Source organism: Streptomyces sp. XM83C (genome assembly GCF_023072675.1).
Classification (GTDB): Bacteria; Actinomycetota; Actinomycetes; order Streptomycetales; family Streptomycetaceae; genus Streptomyces; species Streptomyces thermocoprophilus.
Map to the genome: position 1 here is coordinate 1 of NZ_JALLGL010000050.1, position 18,985 is coordinate 18,985.

Here is an 18,985-nt window from a genome sequence, read left to right on the forward strand (position 1 = left end):
TCCGGAGCCCGCCCCCACCACCGCGCCGGCCGCCCTCACCGGAACGCCGCCGCCTCCCTCGCCGGAAGACCGCCACACGCCGGCATCACCGGAACGCCGCCACATGACGCCGCGCCCACTCCGCGAAACCGCGCGGCGCCCGGCCCAGCACCTGCGCCACATCGGCGCTGACCCGCCGCTCCGCCGACGTCGGCGCACCCAGGATGGCCAGCGTCGTCTCCACGACCGGCTCCGGCATGAACGTCAGCATCTGCTCCCGCGCCTCCCGCGGCGACTGCTCCACGAACCGCACCGGCTCACCCAGCGCCGCCCCGATCGCCTCGGCCCGCTGCCGCGGCGTGGTCGGCTCCGGCCCGGTCAGCTCGTAGATCCGCCCCGCGTGCCCGTCCTCGCGCAGCGCCACCGCCGCCACCCCCGCGATGTCGGCGGGGTCCACGGTCGGCAGACCCACATCACCGAACGGCGCGGCGACCGTACGCGCCGTACGCACCGACTCCGCCCACGCGAACGCGTTGGAGTGGAAACCGCCCGGCCGCAGCACCGTCCACTCCAGCCCCGACTCCCGCACCGCGTCCTCCACCACGCGCACGGCCCGCCCGTGCGAGGGCGACTCCGGACGCGTCGCCACCCCCTGCGACGACAGCAGCACCACACGCCGTACGCCGCCCCGCTTCGCCGCGTCGACGAGGTCCCGCGGACTCAGCCGGTGCAGACTCGGCCCCCCGTTCTGGAGGAACACCGCGTCGGCGCCCTCGAACACCGGCCGCAGACTGTCCGCGTCCGTCAGATCGGCCCGCACCGCCCGCACCCCGGCCGGCACGTCCGCCTCGGTGATGTGCCGCGCCGTCGCCGTCACCGGCTCCCCGGCGGCGATCAGCTCCGCCACCAGCTCCCGGCCCACGTTCCCGCTCGCACCCGTCACCACGATCATGTCAACGCCCTCTCTCTCGCGCCCCGTTGGGCGACGAAGGGACGCTAACAGCCTGGGTATAGTAGGTACCTACAGGAAAGTGACTTCCCCGAAGGGATGCGCATGGCCGTGCACGGCGGTACGACCCGGGCGATGCCGAAGACCGACGACCCCGAACTGGCCTGCCCCGTCTCCCCGGTGGTGGACATCGTCTTCAGCCGCTGGACCACACCCATCCTGTGGGCCCTGCACACCTACGGCCGGCAACGCTTCGTCGAACTGGAACGCAGGATCACCCGCATCACGCCGAAGGTGCTCACCGAGCGGCTGCGCCGCCTGGAACGCGACGGCCTGGTGATCCGCACCTACCACCCCGAGGTGCCGCCCCGCGTCGAGTACGAGATCAGCGACCTCGGCCGCAGCCTCGCCCCGCTCTTCGCGCACCTCACCGAATGGGCCGAGGAGAACCTGCCGAAGGTCGAGGAGGCCCGGCGCGCCCACGACGCCGGGCCGGTGTGACCGGTCCTCAGCCGGCCAGCACGACCTCCAGCGTGCGCGGCCCGTGCACGCCCTCCACCCGGTCCAGTTCGATGTCGCTCGTCGCCGACGGACCGGAGATCCACGTCAACGGCCGCCTCGGATCGAGCCGTTCGAGGGCCTCCGGCACGGAGGAGACGACCTGCTCCGGGACGCGTACGACACAGATGTGATGGTCGGGCACGAGCGTGATCCGCCGCCGGCCCTGGTCGGGCGAGCCGTCCAGCACGATCGTGCCCGTCTCGGCGACGGCCACCGCGCACCCGGTGATCACACTGTCCACCCGGTCCAGCTCGGCCGGAGTGCTCTCCGCCCGGTCGGCCACCCGCCGCACATCGCTCCGCGCGAGCCAGCCCTCGTCCAGCCCCGCGGGCACCAGCACCGACCGCGCTCCGCGCGCCGCCAGCAGACCCGCCACCACACCGGGCAACTCGCCCACCGCGCACCGGTGCACCAGCGCCCGGTACTCCGCCAGGTTCTCCGCCAGCAGCGCCACCGTCTTCGACGCACCCCCCTCACCGTGCCGGCGCAGATACCCGCGCTCCACCGGCGAGTCCTCACCCGGCGGTACGTCCGCCAGCGCCCGCCGCACCCGGCCCAGAATCCGCTCCCTGCTGCTCACCGCTCGCCGTCCCTTCCGCCGCGCGTACGCTGCCACCAGTCCCGGAAGGGCTCCGACGGCACCGCCGGCAGGTCCCGGCCCGCCGTCCACGCCCGCCCGGGACCGGGCAGCGTGCGCGGATGCAGCCGCCGGGTGCGCGAGGCGAGCCGCTGCCCCGCCCGCAGGGCACCCGGCCGGGCGAACGCCCAGCGCGCCGCCCGCATCGCCGCCCGCTCCGCCGCATGCCCCTTCGCCGGCCTCAGCAGCACCTTGTTGCCGTCACGCACGGCCTCGCCGCCCTCCGCCACCCGCTCCCGCAGATGCACCAGCACCTCCGGGATGTCGATGGCGACCGGGCACACCTCGTAGCACGCCCCGCACAGCGACGACGCGTACGGCAGAGACGCGTCGACCTCGCTCGCCGTGCCCCGCAACTGCGGGGAGAGGATCGCCCCGATCGGCCCCGGATACACCGAGCCGTAGGCGTGGCCCCCGGCCCGCTCGTACACCGGGCACACGTTCAGGCACGCCGAGCAGCGGATGCAGCGCAGCGCCTGCCGGCCCACCTCGTCGGCGAGGGTGTCGGTGCGGCCGTTGTCGAGCAGCACCAGATGGAACACGCGCGGCCCGTCCCCGTCGGTGGTGCCCGTCCACATCGAGGTGTACGGGTTCATCCGCTCGGCGGTCGAGGAGCGGGGGAGGGTCTGGAGGAACACCTCCAGGTCCCGCCAGGTGGGGACCACCTTCTCGATACCGACGACCGAGATCAGCGTCTCCGGCAGGGTCAGACACATCCGGCCGTTGCCCTCGGACTCCACCACCACCAGCGTGCCGGTCTCCGCCACCATGAAGTTCGCGCCGGAGACCCCCACCTTGGCCCGCAGGAACTTCTCCCGCAGATGCAGCCGCGCCGCCTCGGCGAGATCCGCCGGCGCATCGCTGAGCCCGTCCGGGGCGGGGCGCCCCCAACGGCCCATCTCCCGGCGGAAGATGTCACGGATCTCGCCCCGGTTGCGGTGGATCGCCGGCACCAGGATGTGCGAAGGCCGGTCCTTCCCCAACTGCACGATCAGCTCCGCGAGATCGGTCTCGTAGGCGCGGATGCCCTCCGCCTCCAGCGCCTCGTTCAACCCGATCTCCTGCGTGGCCATCGACTTGACCTTGACGACCTCCCGCTCACCGGTCGCCTTCACCAGGTCCGCCACGATCCGGTTCGCCTCGTCCGCGTCCGCCGCCCAGTGCACGGTCCCGCCCGCGGCCGTCACGGACTCCTCCAACCGCACCAGATAGCGGTCGAGATGACGCAGCGTATGGTCCTTGATCCGCTTCCCGGCCTCCCGCAGCTGCGCCCAGTCCGCCACCTCCGCCACCGCCTTGGCCCGCTTCGCGCGGATGGTGTGCGTGGCGTGCCGCAGATTGCCCCGCAGCGTCTCGTCGGAGACCGCCGCACGCGCCGCCTCCGGGAACGCGGGCATGCCCACGAACGTGCCGCTCATACGGCCGGCTCCTCCTCCGTGCTCGCCAGGATCTCCGCGATGTGCACCGGCCGCATCCCCGTCCGCAGCCGGGCCATGGTGCCGCCGATGTGCATCAGACACGAGTTGTCCGCCGCGCACAGCACCTCCGCGCCCGTCGACGCGGCGTTGCGCACCTTGTCCGCGCCCATCGCCGTCGACACGGCGGCGTTCTTCACCGCGAACGTGCCGCCGAAACCACAGCACTCCTCCGCACCCGGCAACTCCACCAGCTCGAGCCCCCTCACCGCCTCCAGCAGCCGCCGCGGCCGGTCCCCGAGGCCCAGCCCGCGCAGCCCGTGACAGGTGGGGTGATACGTCACCCGGTGCGGGTAGTACGCGCCGACGTCCGTCACCTTCAGCACGTCCACCAGGAACTCCGTCAGCTCGTACGTCCTCGGCACCACCGGCGCCAGCACCTTCGCCAGCCCCCCGCCCCGGCCCTCCGCGCGCGCCCGCTCGCCCAGCCGGGGGTACAGCTCCCGCACCATCGCCCCGCACGACCCGGACGGCGTCACGATCGCGTCGTACCCGCCGAACACCTCCGCGAAATGCCGGGCCAGCGGCTCCGCCTCGTGCCGGTAGCCGGTGTTGTAGTGGGCCTGCCCGCAGCAGGTCTGCCCCGGCGGGAAGTCGACGTCCACCCCCAGCCGCCGCAGCAGCCGCACCACCGCCTTGCCGGTCTCCGGATACAGAGTGTCGTTGACACAGGTCAGGAACAGGGCGACACGCATCGCGGCTCCCAGGGTGTCGATCGACGGACGTCGAGCAGCGTAATCGCCGCCTCGCACGGCGGACGAGACCGCCGCACCGGGCGTGCCGCACCGCACGACGGGCGGGGCCGGTCCGCCGTGCGGGTCACCCGGCACAGCGCATGAGCCGTGGAGGTCTGCCGTGCGGGGCCGGTCGTGGAGACCCGCTGGGCCGGAGCCGGCCTCGGAGGTCCACCGTGCCGGGGCCGACCGTGGAGGCCCGCCGTCTCCCCCGCCGGCGCAAGCCCGTCGAGCCCCTCCTCCCGAGCGGGGCCCGCCCGCCGAAGGTGAGGGTAATGTGAAGACCTCCCGCCGCTCCCCGCATCCCAGGAGGTCCGAAGCCTGATGGCCCAGTCGGTGGGTATCAAGGACGTCGCCCGCGCCGCCGGGGTGTCCGTCGGCACGGTGTCCAACGTGATCAACCGTCCGGACACGGTCGCCTCCGAGACCCGGGCCCGCGTGCTGTCCGCGATCGACCGCCTCGGCTACGTCCGCAGCGAGTCCGCCCGCCAGCTCCGCGCCGGCCGCAGCCGCATCATGGGCCTGCTCGTCCTCGACATGGGCAACCCCTTCTTCGTCGACGTCGCCCGTGGCGCCGAACGCGCCGCCCGCGACGCCGGGCTCGGCGTGATGGTCTGCAACAGCGCCCAGGATGCCGGCGAGGAGGCCGAGTACCTCTCCCTCTTCGCCGAACAGCGGGTACGGGGCGTGCTGCTCACCCCCGCCGACGCCACCGGCCGCAACATCGACGCCTTCCGCCGGCACCGCATCCCGTTCGTGCTGGTCGACCGGGTCGCCGACGGCGCCGCCGAGTGCTCCGTCTCCGTCGACGACGTGGCGGGCGGCGCGCTGGCCGTACGGCATCTGGTGGACGCCGGGCACCGCTCCATCGCCTACGTCAGCGGGCCGCCCGGCCTCACCCAGGTCCGCGACCGCCGTACCGGGGCCCTCCAGGCGCTCGCCGAGGCCGGGCTCGGCCCCGAACATCTGCGGGAACTGCCCACCGACCGGCTCGACGTCGCCGCCGGCCGGGACGCCGGGGCCCGGCTGCTCGGGCTCGCCGACCGGCCGACCGCCGTGTTCTGTGCCAACGACCTCCTCGCTCTCGGCGTGCTCCAGGCCATGCACGCGGCCGGTGTGAACGTCCCCGACGACATCGCGCTCGTCGGCTACGACGACATCGAGTTCGCCGCCGCCGCGGCCGTACCGCTGACCTCCGTACGGCAGCCCGCCGTCACCATGGGCGCCCTCGCCGCCGACCTCCTCCTGGAGGAGACCTCCACCGGTGCCGTCGCCGAACGGCACCGGCACCGCCGGGTGGTGCTCCAGCCGGAACTGGTCGTACGACGCTCCAGCCTGCCGGGGCGGTAGCACCCGCGGGCTCCGGCGCCGAGGACCGACGGTCCCGGCACCGCCGGCCGCCCGAGGGACGTGCCGGTCGTCGGGCGGCGGACAGGACGTTGCGTGCCGCCGGACACCGCCGAGCGGCGGCAACCGGCCACCCCGCCGCGCCGACACAGCGCGGGCACGCCCCGCCGACCGCTTCGCGCCGGTCCGCCGTCCCCGGCGTGATCAACCGCCCCGCATGTGCTGAACTGGGTCCGCCCGCAAACCCGCGGGCCCGTCGTCCGCACCGGGAGTCGTGTTGACCCACAGCTACCGCCAACCCGGCGTCGTCCTCACCGACCGCCGCTTCACCGTCCCCCTCGACCACGCCGACCCGGCGGGGGAGACGATCGAGCTGTACGCCCGCGAGGTCGTCGCGAGCGACAAGGCCGGGCAGGACCTGCCCTGGCTGCTCTATCTGCAAGGCGGCCCGGGCTTCGGGGCGAATCGTTTCGTCGGTCGGTCGGCCTGGCTCGGCCGTGCCCTGAAGGAGTACCGCGTCCTCCTCCTCGACCAGCGCGGCACCGGCGCCTCCACCCCGGCCAACCGCCAGACGCTGCCGCTGCGCGGCGGCCCCGCCGCCCAGGCCGACTACCTCACCCGCTTCCGCGCCGACTCCATCGTCCGGGACTGCGAGGCGATCCGCCCGCAGGTCACCGGCGGCGCACCGTGGACCGTCCTCGGCCAGAGCTTCGGCGGCTTCTGCACCGTCGCCTACCTGTCCACCGCGCCCGAGGGCATCGACACCGCCCTGATCACCGGCGGGCTTCCCTCCCTGCACGCGCACGCCGACGACGTGTACCGCGCCGCGTATCCGCGCGTCGAGCGCAAGGTGGACGCCCACTACGCCCGTTACCCGCAGGACGTCGAACGCGCCCGCCGGATCGCCGCCCACCTCCTCGACCACGAGGTGACCCTGCCGAACGGCTACCGGCTCACCGTGGAGGCGTTCCAGTCCCTCGGCATCCTCCTCGGCGGCGGCGAGGGCAGCCACCGCCTGCACTATCTGCTGGAGGACGCCTTCGTCCGCACCCCCGCCGGCCACGAACTGTCCGACGCCTTCCAGGAGGAGGTCCAGACACTCCTGTCGTACGCCGGACACCCCTTGTACGCGCTCGTCCACGAGGCGATCTACGCGCAGGACCACCGGCCCACCGCCTGGTCCGCCGAGCGGGTCCGCGGCGAGTTCCCGCAGTTCGACGCGGCGAAGACACTCACCGGTGACGGCCCGCTGCTGTTCACCGGCGAGACGATCCACCCCTGGATGTTCGACTGCGACCCGGCGCTGCGCCCGCTGAAGGAAACCGCGGAACTCCTCGCCGCCCGCACCGACTGGACACCCCTGTACGACGCGGGGCGGCTCGCAGCGAACGAGGTGCCGGTCGCCGCGGCCGTCTACCACGACGACATGTACGTGGACACCGCGCACGCTCTGGAGACCGCCCGAGCGATCCGAGGCCTGCGCACCTGGGTCACCGACGAGTACGAGCACGACGGTGTGCGGGCCGGCGGCCCCCGCGTCCTGGACCGGCTGCTCGCCCTCGCCCGCGACGAGGCCTGACCGCACGCAGCAAGATCCGTGAGCCGGGTGCGCGGTGCCGGCACCCGGCTTACGCTGCCGGCATGACCGAGCCGACGCCCCCTCAGCTGAAGCCCATGCCCGACGACTGGAGCCGCGCCCTCGCCGTGGTGGCCCACCCGGACGACCTCGAGTACGGCTGCTCCGCCGCGATCGCCGCCTGGACGGACGCCGGCCGTGAGGTCGCCTATGTGCTCGCGACCCGCGGCGAGGCCGGCATCGACACGCTCGCCCCCGACGAGTGCGGCCCCCTGCGCGAGCGCGAGCAGCGGGCGAGCGCCGCCGTCGTCGGCGTGACGGAGGTGGAGTTCCTCGGCCACCGGGACGGTGTCATCGAGTACGGCGTCGGCCTGCGCCGGGACATCGCCGCCGCGATCCGCCGCCACCGGCCCGAACTGGTGGTCACCCTCAACCACCGGGACACCTGGGGCGGCGTCGCTTGGAACACCCCCGACCATGTCGCCGTCGGCCGCGCCGTGCTGGACGCCGCCGGGGACGCGGGCAACCGGTGGATCTTCCCCGAACTGGCCGAGCGGGGCCTTCAGCCGTGGAACGGGGTGCGCTGGGTCGCCGTCGCCGGGTCCAGCAGCCCCACCCACGCGGTGGACGCCGGGCCGGGGCTGGAACGCGCGGTACGGTCCCTGCTCGAACACCGCACCTACATCGAGGTGCTGACGGACGAGGACCCGGAGACGTACGCCCGGACCTTCCTCACGCAGACCGCCGAGCGGGCGGCGCCACGCTTCGGCGGGCGGCCCGCCGTCACCTTCGAGGTGTTCGCGCGCTGACGAGGCCCCCGCAGGCGGAGGCCCCACGCGCGCCGGGCGCCTCCCGCCCGCCTCAGGTGTCCGCCCGGTGCACCGGGCAGCGCGCCGCCTCGGCCTGTCCGGCGTCGGCCTCCTCAGGGGGCGGAGCGCCCGCCGGGGCGGGGGAGGTGCGGCGTTCCAGCCCGAGCCGCAGCCCGTCCGGCATGAGGGTGAGCCGTTCGGTCACCCTCAGCCGGTAGGCGGGGTCCGGTACCAGGTCGTACCGGCGCAGCAGCAGGCCGAGCACGAGCGTCGCCTCGTGCAGGGCGAACTGGCGGCCGATGCACGCCCGCGCGCCCGTGCCGAACGGCTTGAACACATGCGGCGGCCGGGCCCGTACCGCCCGGGCCTCGAACCTGTCGGGGTCGAACTGCTCGGCGTTCTCGCCCCACGCCGTGGGGTCGCGGTGCAGCATGGGCGTCAGCACGAGGGCCCACGCGCCCCGCCGCATCGGGTACCGCCCCGCGAGCACGGTGTCCTCGCGGGCCTCCCGGGCGAACGCGGGAGCGGTCGGCCACAGGCGCAGCGTCTCATCCAGCACCCGCCGTACGTACCGCAGTTTCGCCACCTGCTCGTAGCCGGGGGAGGCGGTGTCGCCCCACACGCGGTCCACCTCGGCGCGGGCGCGGGCGGCGGCCTCCGGATGCCGGGACAGATGGTGCAGCGCGAACGACAGTGCGCCGGAGGTGGTCTCGTGCCCGGCGACCAGGAAGGTGATCACCTGGCGGCGCACGTTCTCCATCGACAGCCGCTCACCGGTCTTCGGATGCTCCGTCTCCAGCATCCGGTCGAGCAGGTCGCCGTCCCCGGCGCCGTCACGTCTGCGGACGCGGACGATCTCGTCGACCGTACGGTTCAGGAACGCGATGTCGGCGGCGTTGCGCCGGGCCGCCCGGCGCAGCAGCAGCCCGGCGGCGGGCGCGGGCACCGAGTTCAGCCGCTGCGCGTAGCCGAGCGTGCCCACCATCGCCGTGACGAACGGGTGCGGCCGGGCGCGTTCGAACGAGCCGAAGTCATGGCCGAACCCGGTGCGGGCGATGGTCTCCAGCGTCAGTTTCGTCATGTCGCCGGGCACGTCGACGGTGTGCCCGGCCGCCGCCGCGCGGTCCCAGTGCCCGGTCAGCCGTGCGGCCACCTCCAGCATCATCGGGTGGTACGCCGCCATCGCCTCGCGGCTGAAACCGGGCGCGAGGACATCGTGCGCGAGCTGCCAGTTCGGCTCGTGGTTGTACGCCGTGAACAGGCCGTCCCCGGCGACCGGGCGCAGATTGGCTATGCCGAGGCCGACATGCTTGGCGAACCGGGCCTCGTCGGCCAGGTCGGCGACCAGGTCCGCGCCCCACACGAACACGAACTCCCTGCCGAACGCCCGCCTGCGGTGGATCGGCCCGAGCCGGCGGGCGTGCCGCATCGAGTCCTGGATCGGGGTGTGCCGGTTCGCGCCGAGGACATCGCCGAGCAGCGGAAGCCGGTGCGCGGGGCGCGGGATGCGGTGCAGCTCGGGCCAGCCGTGCTCGGCGCTGCGGAAACCCTTCGGCAGGCCGTCCCCGGTCGTCGTCTCCGCCATGACGTGATCTCCCTTGATCCACCGGCAGGTTGACCTGTTGTACGTGGGTTCAACAACGCTTTTCAGTCTGGTCCGGTGTTCGAACCGGCGTCAAGTAGAGTGCGGGCATGGCCGCGCACCAGGGCGAGCGCACACGCCGCCGGCTCAGCACCGCCGAGCGCCGGGAGCAGTTGCTGTCGGTGGGGGCGCGGCTGTTCTCGGAACATCCGTACGACGATGTGTGGATCGAGCAGGTCGCCGAGATCGCGGGAGTCTCCCGCGGGCTGCTGTACCACTACTTCCCGACGAAGCGGGACTTCTTCGCGGCGGTCGTGGAGCGGGAGAGCGAGCGGATGCTGCGCATGACCGCCGCGGAACCGGGCGTGCCGGTGCGGGAGCAGCTCAGCGCCGGGCTGGACGCCTATCTGGAGCACGTACAGGCGCACGCGCACGGCTATCGCGCCTTCCATCGTGCCGACGCCGCCGGTGACCAGGCCGTCCGCCGGGTCTACCGGCGTGCGCTGGCCGCGCAGGAGCGGCAGATCCTCGCCGCGCTGGCCGCCGACCCGGAGTTCGGGCCGGTCGTCGAGCGACGCCCCGATGTGCGGCTGGCCGTGCGGGGCTGGCTGGCGTTCACCACGGCGGTCTGTCTGGAGTGGCTGCGCGGGGCGGACCTGGACCGGGCGCAGGTGCGCGATCTGTGCGCACGGGCCCTGCTGGGCGTCCTGGCTTCCTGAAGCGACATGTGCCCTCGGCGGGGGTGCCGGTTGGCGTACGCCCCCGACTCCGATAGGTTAGGTAAGGCTTACCTAAGGGAGGTTTGGGATGGGTGACAGGCACACCTGGACGGCAGCGCCCTCCGCGGCGGACCGGGCCCGCTCCGTGCTGGCCGCGGCATGGTCCTGCGCGGTCACCGCGGACGGCGTCCGCGAGGAGTTCGTGGGCGCGCACACCGTGACCGACGACGGCCGGATCCTGCTCGACGTGCCCGACGACAGCGCCCTGCACGCGGTCTCCCTGTGCGCGCCGCGCGGCGAGGCGTCCGCCGTGCTGGAGTTCGCCGACGTCGCGCCCGTCCCCTTCCGCCACCGCGTCCGGGCCCGGCTGTGGCTCGCCGGGTCCTTCGCACCCGAGGCGAACCGGCTCGCCTTCCGGGCGACGCGTGTCGCCCTGCGCCGCCCCTGCGGCATGGCCGTCGTCGACCTCGACGACTTCGCCGCCGCCGCACCCGACCCGCTCGCCGGCGCCGAGGCCCGGCTGCTCACCCACCTCGCCGACGCCCACCCGGACGCCGTGGAACGCCTCACCCGGCTCGTCGACCCCGACAGTCTGCACGGCGCCGTCCGCGTCGCCCCCCTCGCCGTCGACCGGCACGGACTGACCCTGCGCATCGAACGCGCCCGCGCCCACGGTGACGTACGCCTGCCGTTCCACACACCCGCCGACGACATCAGCCAACTCACCGCCCGGATGCACGACCTGCTCGCGCAGGCGGCCATGGCGGCCTGCCCGCGCGCCCTACAGCGGCAGCGCACAGACCGCGACGGGTGACGCGAACGGCTCACCCGCCCGCCGCAGCTCCCCGCCCGCCGCGTCCACCCGGAACACCGTGACCGTGCCGGACCGCTGATGGGCGGCGAACAGCAGCCGCCCGTCCGGCGAGAACGCGATCTGCCGCGGGAACTCCCCGCCGGACGGCACGGTCCCCAGCAGCCTCAGCCGCGCGCCGCCCGCCTCCACCGCGTACCGCGCGATGCTGTCGTGCCCCCGGTTGGCCAGGAACGCGTACGCCCCGTCGGCCGTGACCAGCAACTGCGCCGGATAGTTGGTCTCCCGCCCTGAGCCCGTGCCCTGCGGCGCGCCGACGGTGAGCCGCCCGGTCGCGGGATCGTACGCGCACACCGTGACCGTGTCGTCCACCTCGTTCGCCAGATACGCGTACCGCCCGCCCGGATGGAACGTCAGATGGCGCGGGCCCGAACCCGGCCGGGTGCGCGCCCGCGCGACCTCGGCGAGCCGCCCGGTGCGCGGATCGAGCCGGTACGTGTACACGGTGTCCGTACCGAGATCGACGGCGAGGACATGCCGGCCGTCCGGGCTCGTCACCACCTGATGCGCGTGCGGACCCTCCTGGCCGGGTCCCGGCGCGGGCTCCCGGTGCACGACCAGATCGGCCCGCACCCCCAGCGCGCCGTCCGCCCCGATCGGGTGCACGGCCACACTGCCCGAGCCGTAGTTCGCGCTGAGCAGCCACCGGCCGCTCGGATGCACGGACAGATGACACGGCCCCACCCCGCCCGTGGCACGACTGCCGAGCACTTCGCCGTCCGCGAGCCGCACAGCGGTCACCGCGCCGTCGTCCCGCTCCCGCACCGCGTACAGCGTGCGCCCGTCCGGGTGCACCGCGAGATACGACGGATCGGCCACACCCCGCAGCGTCCCGCGCCCGGTGATCCGGCCCGTCACCGGGTCGTACGCGGCCACCCCGATGCCCGCGCCACCGCCCTCGGCGGAGGTGTAGGTGCCCAGGTAGAGCGGGCGCACCGACCCCCGCGAGGACGCCGTGGGCCCGGGGGACGACTCGTCGGGTGCCGTGGGCGAGCCGGCCGGGGGCGAGCCCTGCTCCCGCCCGGCCGCGGACCGCCCGCCGCTGCCGCCGCCGCAACCGGCCGCGGTCAGCGCCGCCGCGGCCAGCGCGCCCGCGAACCCGCGCCTGCTCCAGCCGCCCCGGGCCGCCCCGGCCTCACCCATCGTCGTCCGCACCTCGGCTCGTCGTCCCGGTCACCGGACGCCGGGCCGTGTCACCAGTCGCCGTCCGTCACAGGCTTTCCCGGCGCGTCACCCAACGGCTTCACCTGGTGCGGCGCCGGCGGCTGCCACGGCTCGTGGTCGTCACCGATCCAGTCACCGACCGGCTTCACCGTCTCCAGCGGGTCCGCGGGGGCCAGATCCTCGGCCTCGTCGTCGTAGTAGTCGTACCAGGGCAGGCCCGCCCGCGTGTACGCGGCACGGTCCACCGGGGACGGCGGCGGCTCCTCGCCCGTGATACGGCGCCACTCCGGCGGCGTCACCAGATGAACGAAGACCCGCCCGGCCGGCTCCTTCGCCCAGTCCCGCAGCGGCCGGTCGTCCTTGTACACCTCCTGCCGCATCGAACCGCCCACACCCAGCCCCATCGCCGTCGCGCGCGGCGCCGCGGCCGGAGCGGCGGCGGGCATCGCGCCCGGGGCCGCCGGCATCGCACCGGGCGGCGGCGGGGCCCCGAACGCCATCGGCGCCGCGCCCACCTGGGGAGCGCCGTACAGCTCCTGACGGCTCGCCGCGCGCCGCGCCTCCTCCTCGCGCCACTTCGCGAGCGCCTTCTCGTTCAGCGGGAAGGACTGCAACTGGACGCCGCCCCACACCTCCTCACCGGTGACCTGGCCCTCCACCGTGGCGCCCAGCCCCAGCGGCACCGCCACGAACTGCCGGACCGTGCCCCTGCCGGAGTTGATGCCGTCCAGCCACGGCTGGCGGGGCAGCACCACGTAGTTCTGCGGACGCCGCGCCAGCCGGCCCGTCCACGGCCTGCCCGACACCGCGCACACCTTGCCGACACCGACCTGGAGCGCGGCCGGTTCGGTCGTACCCGCGAAACTCAGCCACATCGCCTCACGCAGATACACCGGCAGCATCACGCCGCCACGGGCACGCCACTCCTCCGGGACGGTGTCCGCGTAGTCGGCGATCCGGCGCACCGGGAACTCGCCCAGGCCGGGCGGCAGCGGATGCGTGCCCGTCTCCGGCAGCCGCAGCGTGCGCACGAACCGCACCGCCACCCCGCCCGGCAGCCGCAGAGTGTTCCCGTCGAGCCGCACATCCGTCATGCGTGTGTCCCCCCTCCGGCCAGGCAGCCGGGTCGCTCTTCGTCCCGGCCGGGCGGCCGGTTCGCACCTCGTCCCGGCCGGGCGGCCAGGCGTCGCGCGCACCGTGTCGGCGGCACGCCCCGCGCACCGGCCCCGTGGCCGGGCATTCGTCACGAAGAACGCCCGACGCCCCCCTTCCGGTTCCGCAACCGGCGCCTCAGCACCCGCACCCGGTCCTTGAACCACGGCAGCGACAGGGGCCGCTCCCGCTGCGCACGCGTGTGCCGGTCCAGCTCCTCCAGCAGCCGGCGCGACCGGTGCTCGGTGTCCAGCTCGTCCAGCATCCGGTTGACCTCGGTCAGCACCGCGCCGTGCAGCTGCCACTGCCGGGCGTCGCGCTGCACCTCCTCCAGCAGCAACTGGGCGAACTTGTCACGCGTCGCCGCGGCCTGCCGCAGCTCCGACGCCAGCCGCTCCTCCGCCGACTCGGCGCTCTGGCTGACGTCCGTCGTCACCAGCACCGCGAAACTGACCACGGCGTCGGCCACCTCCGACAGCAGCTGCTCCAGGACGACGCCCGTCTCCTTCGGGAACAGCGGCTCCGGATCGCGCTCCTTGGCCAGGTCGGTGAGACTGCGGGCGAGCACCCGCAGGACGACCGTGCAGATCTCCAGGGTGTCCAGACCGGTGCGCAGCACCACCCGGTGCAGCAGGCCCTCCCGCACCCGCGGGTTGAGCCGCAGACTGTCCTCGGCCTGCCGCAGCGCCGCGTCCACCTCCACGATGTCGTGGTCCAGCCGCCGCGCCTCGTGCAGCCGTACGACGGCCACCTCGAACGGGGTGCGGCCCGCGGCCTGCTCACCGATCCGCAGCATCAGCTGCCGTACCCGGCGGGCCAGCCCGTCGATCGACTCGCCCGCCTCCTCCACCCACACCGGCGGCGGCAGCAGAAGATTGCAGGCCATGCCGACGAACGCGCCGATCAGCGTCTCCAGGATGCGCGCCCAGGCGGTGTCGCCGACCGTGGTCACGCCGAGGACCAGCATGGCGCTGATCGCGACCTCGGGCACGTACTCGTCGACCCGGACGAGATGGCCGACCGCCAGCGACGCCACGATCAGCAGGGCCAGACTCCACCAGGTCAGACCGACCAGCTGACTGAACGCGATGGCCACCAGTACGCCCGCGACCACCGAGTTGACCCGGCGGATGCCGTTGGTGAGCGTGGCGTACAACGTCACCTGCACGACCAACAGGGCCGTCAGCGGCGCCGTCAGCGGGGCGGCCTCGGGACTGAGATGCAGAGCGATGACGTAGGCGATGGTCGCCGCGGTCGCCGAGCGCAGCGCCTGCACGACCACCGGCTCACGGCTGCGCCGCGCCAGCCGCACCAGCGGCTCGGTCCGCTCACGTACATCTGCCATTCCTCGGCCTGTTCCCCTTCCGCACGCGCCTCGAACGCACCGGTGGCTCATCTCGAACGCACCTGTGGCTCATATCGAACGCCCGCGGGGCCCCCGGGGCAAACCCCGCCCCGATACGGAGGACGGCCGGATGGCCCCCACCCCGTGCGCGTCGGGCGGCCGGCCGTCCATGCGGCGGTACCGCGGACGGGCGACCGGCATCCTGCATGCGGTGGCACCGCGGACGGGCGACCGGCAGCCTGCATGCGGCGGTACCGCGGACGGGCGACCGGCACTCTGCATGCGGCGGTACCGCGGACGGGCGACCGGCACTCTGCATGCGGTGGCACCGCGGACGGACAGCCGGCATCCGCCACGCGGCGGCGAGTGCGGACCGGCAGCCGGTCGGAGAGATCAGACGTACAGCTTGTCCAGGAACGCCGACAGATTGCCCGTCATACGGGCGAGCTGCTCCTCCACGGTCAGGCTCTCCTCGAAGCGCTGCCCGGCCTGCGGCACCTTCCGGCCCCGCACATACAGCGGGCACGCCAGATCGGTGCACATGTACAGGCCGACGGAGTTGCCGTCCCGGCCGGCCGCGCCCGCCTTGCGTGCCGTCATCAGCGACACCCCGCCGCGCGGGTGGGCCGTCAGGCAGAGCGAGCACAGGCTGCGCTGGAGGAAGCCGCGCTGCGCCGGCGGGAACCTGAGCGTCACCCCGACCAGCCCCTCGGCGCGTTCGACGACGAGACAGTTGCGGTCCGGCGCCCCCGGATCACGCCACCCGAGGAAGTCCAGATCGTCCCACGGCAGCGCGTCCAGATCCCGGGGCACCTTGAGCCGCTTGGCCTCTCCCTTCGAGCAGTTCACGAAGGAGGCGCGGATGTCTTGCTCGGTGAGTGATCTCATGGGAGGGCCTTCTCGATCTGGTACGGAACACAAACCTAGAGGCTCTAGGTTTGCCTGGTCCAGGGTAGGCGGGCGAGCCAGGGCGGGCCAGCGGATTACGGAGGGGTGCCGATGTGCGGGCGGGGCCGTCGGCGACGCGGGTACGCGCGTAGCCTTGAGTGCGCGGCCCGGGCCGCCCCGCATCCGACCCCCGCCCCGCCGGAGGCGCCGCCTCGGCGGCCCCCGTCTGCGGGCATCGCTTAGTTCGGTTCATGAATTAAGGGCTGGAGAAAGGTGCGCGCCGCCGCCCGTCGGAGATAGGGTGCAGGTCGGGCACGGTTCGGGAGGAGTCACATGGCGGGGCGGAACGGTCGCACGGTACGGGATCTGCGGCGGGCCAACCGTACGGCCGTACTCCAGCGGCTGTACTTCGACGGGCCGCTCAGCCGTTTCGAGCTCGGCCCGGCGACCGGCCTCAGCTCGGGCTCGGTCAGCAACGTCGTCGCCGACCTCGTCGCCGACGGCCTGCTGGAGGAGGCCGGCAGCGTCGACTCCGACGGCGGCCGGCCCCGCACCCTGCTGCGCGTCGCACCCGGCAGCGGCCACATGATCGGCGTCGACGTCGGCGAGACCCGCGTCCGCATCGAGCTGTTCGACCTCACCCTCACCGAACTGGCCCGCGCCGAACGCCCCCTGGAGCACCAGCGCTACGACGTCGACGTGATCGTCGGCCACATCCGCGACGGCGTCGCCGAGGTCCTCGCCGCCGCCGGCATCGCGCCCGAGCGGCTGCTCGGCGTCGGCATCGGCGTCCCCGGCATAGTCGAACGCGACGCCGACCGGGGTGCCGTGGTGCACGGGCAGACCATCGGCTGGGACGCCGTGCCGCTGGAGGCGCTGCTGCGCGACGGCTCACCCCTGCCCCCGACCGTGCCGTACTTCATCGACAACGGCGCCAAGACCCTCGGCCAGGCCGAGATGTGGTTCGGCGGCGGGCGCGGCGCCCGCAACGCCGTCGTCGTCCTCTTCGGCTCCGGCGTCGGCGCCTGCCTCGTCACCCCGGACGTCGACAGCGGACGCGCCGTGGAGTGGGGGCATCTGACGGTACGGGTCAGGGGGCGCCGCTGCCGCTGCGGCGCGCTCGGCTGCCTGGAGGCCTACGCCGGCGCCGAATCGCTGCTCGCCCGCTGGGAGGAGGCGGGCGGCACACCCCCGCGGGACACCGACGAGGAAGGCGCGCTGACCGCGATGCTCGCCGCCGCCTACCCCGACGACGACACCGAGGCCGACCCCGTCGCCCGCGCCGTCCTGGAGGAGACCGCCGAGTACCTGGGCGCCGGGCTGTCCGACCTGATCAACCTGTTCCAGCCGGAGCGCATCCTGATCGGCGGCTGGGCCGGCCTCCAGCTCGGCCCCCGGTTCCTGCCCGGCGTACGGCGCCATGCCGCTGCGTACGCGCTGCGGCATCCCGCCGACAAGGTCACCGTCGAACTGGGACGGCTCGGCCCCGACGCGGTCACCGTCGGCGCGGCCGTCCTGCCGCTCGCCGCGTTCTTCGCGCGCGGTGGCCGCCGCCCGGAGCCCGAACCCGAGGGACCCGCCCCGGCCTGGCGCACGGCGCTCGCCGAGCGCGCCCCGCGCTGAGCCGCGCGCACGTCGCGCCGAGGTTTCGCGGCCCTGCCGGGAGGTACCCGCCCTGCTCCCCGGAGACGGGAGGGGAACGCGGAAGGAGAAGGCCGTGAGCGAGCACCGTTCCGACGAGCACCGCGCGACCACCGCGCCGGTCCCGCGCGACATGCCGGACCAGCAGGTGACCGAGGGCGACGACCCGTGGGACCTGAAGCCCGGACGAGGCTCCGGTGAGCGACGGGACGAACCGCACCGCGACACCGGTGCCGACGCCGATGCCGAGGACAGCGGCAGGGACGGCGGCGACGAGGAGCCCCGCGCCGACGTCCCCGACACCGACGAGGCCGGCACCGGCCGCCGCGGCGCACCCCACGCCGGCTCACCCAACCCCGAGCACCCGGTGCCGGACGAGTCACCGGCGTGACGCGGGCGTGACACCGGCCGCGTGACGCGGCCCGTGGCTGAGGAGGCCGACGGTGGCGCCCGACGATGACTCGTCCGGCTCGATCGCCGGCCCCAGCCGGTTCACCGGGGCGAAGCGGCCGAGGCGGTCGGTGCCGAACCGGGCCTCCCGGCCTGGGCCGATCCGGGTCTTCGGGCCTGCCGTCGGGGCCGCCGGGGACACGCTTCGGACGCACGCGGCAGGCGGAGACCCGCACGCCGGGACAGAAGAGCGCCCCGACCGCGACGGGGGGATCACGGCCGGGGCTGCACAGGTGTGGGTACGCACGGCGGTCGCCTCTCGGCGAGACGCTCCACAGGGCTTCAGCCGAACGATCGTCCCTGTGGGCAGAAGGTGAGGCCCGGGGACGCTGTCCCGTCCGCACCCACGATCAGTTCAACGGACAACCATCTCCCCCTGTTCCCCGATGTGTCACCGTACCGGGTGATACGCGTCACTCGTCCCCGCTCGCACCGCCCAGCGGGCTCTCCGCCAGCGCGGCCAGCAGGGCGGCCGGATCGTCGTACACCGCTCGCGCGCCCGCCTCCTCCAGGTCGGCGCGCGGGATCCCGCCGCAGAGCAGCCCCACGCAGCGCACCCCGGCCCGGCTCCCGGCCCGCATGTCCCACACCGTGTCCCCGACGAACACGGCGCGCTCCGCCGGCACCCCGGCCAGCTCCAGAGCGTGCTCCACCGGCTCCGGCGCCGGCTTGCCCTCGTCCACGTCGTCCGCGCTCGCGGTCGCCTTGATCGCCTCGTCGGCGTCGATGGCCCGCCTCAGCGCCCCCAGCTCCGCCCCGCCCGCCGACGTCGCCAGCACCACGGCCCATCCGTCCCCGTGCAGCCGTCGCAGCAGGGCACCGGCGTCCGCGAACGCCGGCAACCGGTCGAAGTACTGCCCGTACAGCGCCTTGTGCGCGGCGCTCAGCTCGGCGTCGCGCTCCTTGTCACGGTCCTCGCCCAGCAGATGGGCGATCAGATCGGTCGAGCCGAGCCCGACCGCCCGGTGCACGGCATGCATCGGCACCCGGTGGCCCGCCTGCCGGAAGGCCTCCCACCACGTGGTCACATGCAGATGGTTGGTGTCGACCAGGGTGCCGTCGACGTCGAAGACGGCGGCGCGTTCCATGAGACTCCTCTCGTCCCC

General features: G+C 74.2%; 18 protein-coding genes. 8 read left to right on the top strand and 10 right to left on the bottom strand.

Translation table 11 applies throughout. The features are described from left to right. Positions 1 to 85: 85 nt before the first annotated feature. Positions 86 to 931, bottom strand: a complete 846-nt coding sequence (locus MTQ10_RS08680) for an SDR family oxidoreductase (RefSeq protein ID WP_247464160.1) — start codon at positions 929 to 931, stop codon at positions 86 to 88. A gap of 132 nt (positions 932 to 1,063) precedes the next feature. On the opposite strand from MTQ10_RS08680, the gene MTQ10_RS08685 reads away from it, so the two are divergent. Then, complete coding sequence (locus MTQ10_RS08685; protein ID WP_247464163.1) at positions 1,064 to 1,429, top strand: winged helix-turn-helix transcriptional regulator; 366 nt, start codon at positions 1,064 to 1,066, stop codon at positions 1,427 to 1,429. Positions 1,430 to 1,436: 7 nt separating this feature from the next. On the opposite strand, the gene MTQ10_RS08690 is transcribed toward MTQ10_RS08685, so the two are convergent. From MTQ10_RS08690 to MTQ10_RS08700, 3 genes are read right to left on the bottom strand one after another with little or no spacing between them, the layout of a single operon-like run. Then, a complete protein-coding gene (locus MTQ10_RS08690) occupies positions 1,437 to 2,069 on the bottom strand; it encodes a LutC/YkgG family protein (RefSeq protein WP_247464166.1) in 633 nt (210 codons plus the stop codon). Further along, complete coding sequence (locus tag MTQ10_RS08695; RefSeq protein ID WP_247464168.1) at positions 2,066 to 3,544, bottom strand: LutB/LldF family L-lactate oxidation iron-sulfur protein; 1,479 nt, start codon at positions 3,542 to 3,544, stop codon at positions 2,066 to 2,068. The genes MTQ10_RS08690 and MTQ10_RS08695 overlap by 4 nt, the downstream gene beginning before the upstream one ends. Further along, a complete protein-coding gene (locus MTQ10_RS08700) occupies positions 3,541 to 4,296 on the bottom strand; it encodes a (Fe-S)-binding protein (RefSeq protein WP_247464171.1) in 756 nt (251 codons plus the stop codon). Before MTQ10_RS08700 ends, MTQ10_RS08695 begins: the two co-directional genes overlap by 4 nt. A 363-nt stretch (positions 4,297 to 4,659) precedes the next feature. Between MTQ10_RS08700 and MTQ10_RS08705 the strand changes: the two genes are divergently transcribed. The 3 genes from MTQ10_RS08705 to MTQ10_RS08715 all read left to right on the top strand — a co-directional run bounded on the left by MTQ10_RS08705 (position 4,660) and on the right by MTQ10_RS08715 (position 8,067). Then, positions 4,660 to 5,685 carry a LacI family DNA-binding transcriptional regulator gene (locus tag MTQ10_RS08705; protein ID WP_247464174.1) on the top strand — a complete coding sequence of 342 codons (1,026 nt, stop codon included), beginning with the start codon at positions 4,660 to 4,662 and terminating at the stop codon, positions 5,683 to 5,685. A gap of 274 nt (positions 5,686 to 5,959) precedes the next feature. Continuing rightward, entirely contained in the window at positions 5,960 to 7,261 is a 1,302-nt protein-coding gene (locus tag MTQ10_RS08710; protein ID WP_247464176.1) for an alpha/beta fold hydrolase, read from the top strand. Positions 7,262 to 7,323: 62 nt separating this feature from the next. Further along, the gene (locus MTQ10_RS08715) at positions 7,324 to 8,067 is read left to right on the top strand and encodes a PIG-L deacetylase family protein (RefSeq protein WP_247464179.1); all 744 of its coding nucleotides are present in this window, start codon (positions 7,324 to 7,326) and stop codon (positions 8,065 to 8,067) included. A gap of 52 nt (positions 8,068 to 8,119) precedes the next feature. On the opposite strand, the gene MTQ10_RS08720 is transcribed toward MTQ10_RS08715, so the two are convergent. Beyond that, a complete protein-coding gene (locus tag MTQ10_RS08720) occupies positions 8,120 to 9,652 on the bottom strand; it encodes a cytochrome P450 (RefSeq protein ID WP_247464182.1) in 1,533 nt (510 codons plus the stop codon). 107 nt (positions 9,653 to 9,759) lie between these two features. Here MTQ10_RS08720 and MTQ10_RS08725 point away from each other — a divergent pair, with 107 nt between their 5' ends. Next, positions 9,760 to 10,368, top strand: coding sequence for a TetR/AcrR family transcriptional regulator (locus MTQ10_RS08725; RefSeq protein WP_247464185.1), 609 nt, complete (start codon positions 9,760 to 9,762; stop codon positions 10,366 to 10,368). A gap of 88 nt (positions 10,369 to 10,456) precedes the next feature. Further along, positions 10,457 to 11,182, top strand: coding sequence for a DUF2470 domain-containing protein (locus tag MTQ10_RS08730; protein WP_247464188.1), 726 nt, complete (start codon positions 10,457 to 10,459; stop codon positions 11,180 to 11,182). Here MTQ10_RS08730 and MTQ10_RS08735 read toward each other — a convergent pair. From MTQ10_RS08735 to MTQ10_RS08750, 4 genes are all read right to left on the bottom strand, one after another. Further along, positions 11,150 to 12,382 (bottom strand): lactonase family protein, encoded by a 1,233-nt coding sequence (locus tag MTQ10_RS08735; protein WP_247464191.1) that lies wholly within the window; start codon positions 12,380 to 12,382, stop codon positions 11,150 to 11,152. The two genes, MTQ10_RS08730 and MTQ10_RS08735, sit on opposite strands and share 33 nt — an antisense overlap. A gap of 50 nt (positions 12,383 to 12,432) precedes the next feature. Further along, the gene (locus tag MTQ10_RS08740) at positions 12,433 to 13,497 is read right to left on the bottom strand and encodes a hypothetical protein (protein ID WP_247464194.1); all 1,065 of its coding nucleotides are present in this window, start codon (positions 13,495 to 13,497) and stop codon (positions 12,433 to 12,435) included. Positions 13,498 to 13,646: 149 nt separating this feature from the next. Continuing rightward, the gene (locus MTQ10_RS08745; RefSeq protein ID WP_247464197.1) at positions 13,647 to 14,900 is read right to left on the bottom strand and encodes an FUSC family protein; all 1,254 of its coding nucleotides are present in this window, start codon (positions 14,898 to 14,900) and stop codon (positions 13,647 to 13,649) included. A 393-nt stretch (positions 14,901 to 15,293) separates the two neighbouring features. Further along, positions 15,294 to 15,788, bottom strand: a complete 495-nt coding sequence (locus MTQ10_RS08750) for an FBP domain-containing protein (protein WP_247464199.1) — start codon at positions 15,786 to 15,788, stop codon at positions 15,294 to 15,296. Between the two features lie 333 nt (positions 15,789 to 16,121). Here MTQ10_RS08750 and MTQ10_RS08755 point away from each other — a divergent pair, with 333 nt between their 5' ends. Together MTQ10_RS08755 and MTQ10_RS08760 are read left to right on the top strand one after the other, a co-directional pair. Continuing rightward, on the top strand, positions 16,122 to 17,411 hold the full coding sequence (locus MTQ10_RS08755) for an ROK family transcriptional regulator (protein ID WP_247464201.1): 1,290 nt from the start codon (positions 16,122 to 16,124) through the stop codon (positions 17,409 to 17,411). A 94-nt stretch (positions 17,412 to 17,505) separates the two neighbouring features. Then, positions 17,506 to 17,820, top strand: a complete 315-nt coding sequence (locus MTQ10_RS08760; RefSeq protein WP_374117585.1) for a hypothetical protein — start codon at positions 17,506 to 17,508, stop codon at positions 17,818 to 17,820. A 472-nt stretch (positions 17,821 to 18,292) separates the two neighbouring features. On the opposite strand, the gene MTQ10_RS08770 is transcribed toward MTQ10_RS08760, so the two are convergent. Then, entirely contained in the window at positions 18,293 to 18,967 is a 675-nt protein-coding gene (locus MTQ10_RS08770; RefSeq protein WP_247464204.1) for an HAD family hydrolase, read from the bottom strand. Positions 18,968 to 18,985: the final 18 nt, after the last annotated feature.

What these genes read in the sequence shown, in the direction of transcription:
- MTQ10_RS08750 (WP_247464199.1), bottom strand. Translation starts at nt 15,788, where the DNA reads ATGAGATCACTCACCGAGCAAGACATCCGCGCCTCCTTCGTGAACTGC.
- MTQ10_RS08735 (WP_247464191.1), bottom strand. Translation starts at nt 12,382, where the DNA reads ATGGGTGAGGCCGGGGCGGCCCGGGGCGGCTGGAGCAGGCGCGGGTTC.
- MTQ10_RS08680 (WP_247464160.1), bottom strand. Translation starts at nt 931, where the DNA reads ATGATCGTGGTGACGGGTGCGAGCGGGAACGTGGGCCGGGAGCTGGTG.
- MTQ10_RS08725 (WP_247464185.1), top strand. Translation starts at nt 9,760, where the DNA reads ATGGCCGCGCACCAGGGCGAGCGCACACGCCGCCGGCTCAGCACCGCC.
- MTQ10_RS08695 (WP_247464168.1), bottom strand. Translation starts at nt 3,544, where the DNA reads ATGAGCGGCACGTTCGTGGGCATGCCCGCGTTCCCGGAGGCGGCGCGT.
- MTQ10_RS08685 (WP_247464163.1), top strand. Translation starts at nt 1,064, where the DNA reads ATGCCGAAGACCGACGACCCCGAACTGGCCTGCCCCGTCTCCCCGGTG.
- MTQ10_RS08720 (WP_247464182.1), bottom strand. Translation starts at nt 9,652, where the DNA reads ATGGCGGAGACGACGACCGGGGACGGCCTGCCGAAGGGTTTCCGCAGC.
- MTQ10_RS08730 (WP_247464188.1), top strand. Translation starts at nt 10,457, where the DNA reads ATGGGTGACAGGCACACCTGGACGGCAGCGCCCTCCGCGGCGGACCGG.
- MTQ10_RS08745 (WP_247464197.1), bottom strand. Translation starts at nt 14,900, where the DNA reads ATGGCAGATGTACGTGAGCGGACCGAGCCGCTGGTGCGGCTGGCGCGG.
- MTQ10_RS08740 (WP_247464194.1), bottom strand. Translation starts at nt 13,497, where the DNA reads ATGACGGATGTGCGGCTCGACGGGAACACTCTGCGGCTGCCGGGCGGG.
- MTQ10_RS08715 (WP_247464179.1), top strand. Translation starts at nt 7,324, where the DNA reads ATGACCGAGCCGACGCCCCCTCAGCTGAAGCCCATGCCCGACGACTGG.
- MTQ10_RS08700 (WP_247464171.1), bottom strand. Translation starts at nt 4,296, where the DNA reads ATGCGTGTCGCCCTGTTCCTGACCTGTGTCAACGACACTCTGTATCCG.
- MTQ10_RS08705 (WP_247464174.1), top strand. Translation starts at nt 4,660, where the DNA reads ATGGCCCAGTCGGTGGGTATCAAGGACGTCGCCCGCGCCGCCGGGGTG.
- MTQ10_RS08755 (WP_247464201.1), top strand. Translation starts at nt 16,122, where the DNA reads ATGGCGGGGCGGAACGGTCGCACGGTACGGGATCTGCGGCGGGCCAAC.
- MTQ10_RS08770 (WP_247464204.1), bottom strand. Translation starts at nt 18,967, where the DNA reads ATGGAACGCGCCGCCGTCTTCGACGTCGACGGCACCCTGGTCGACACC.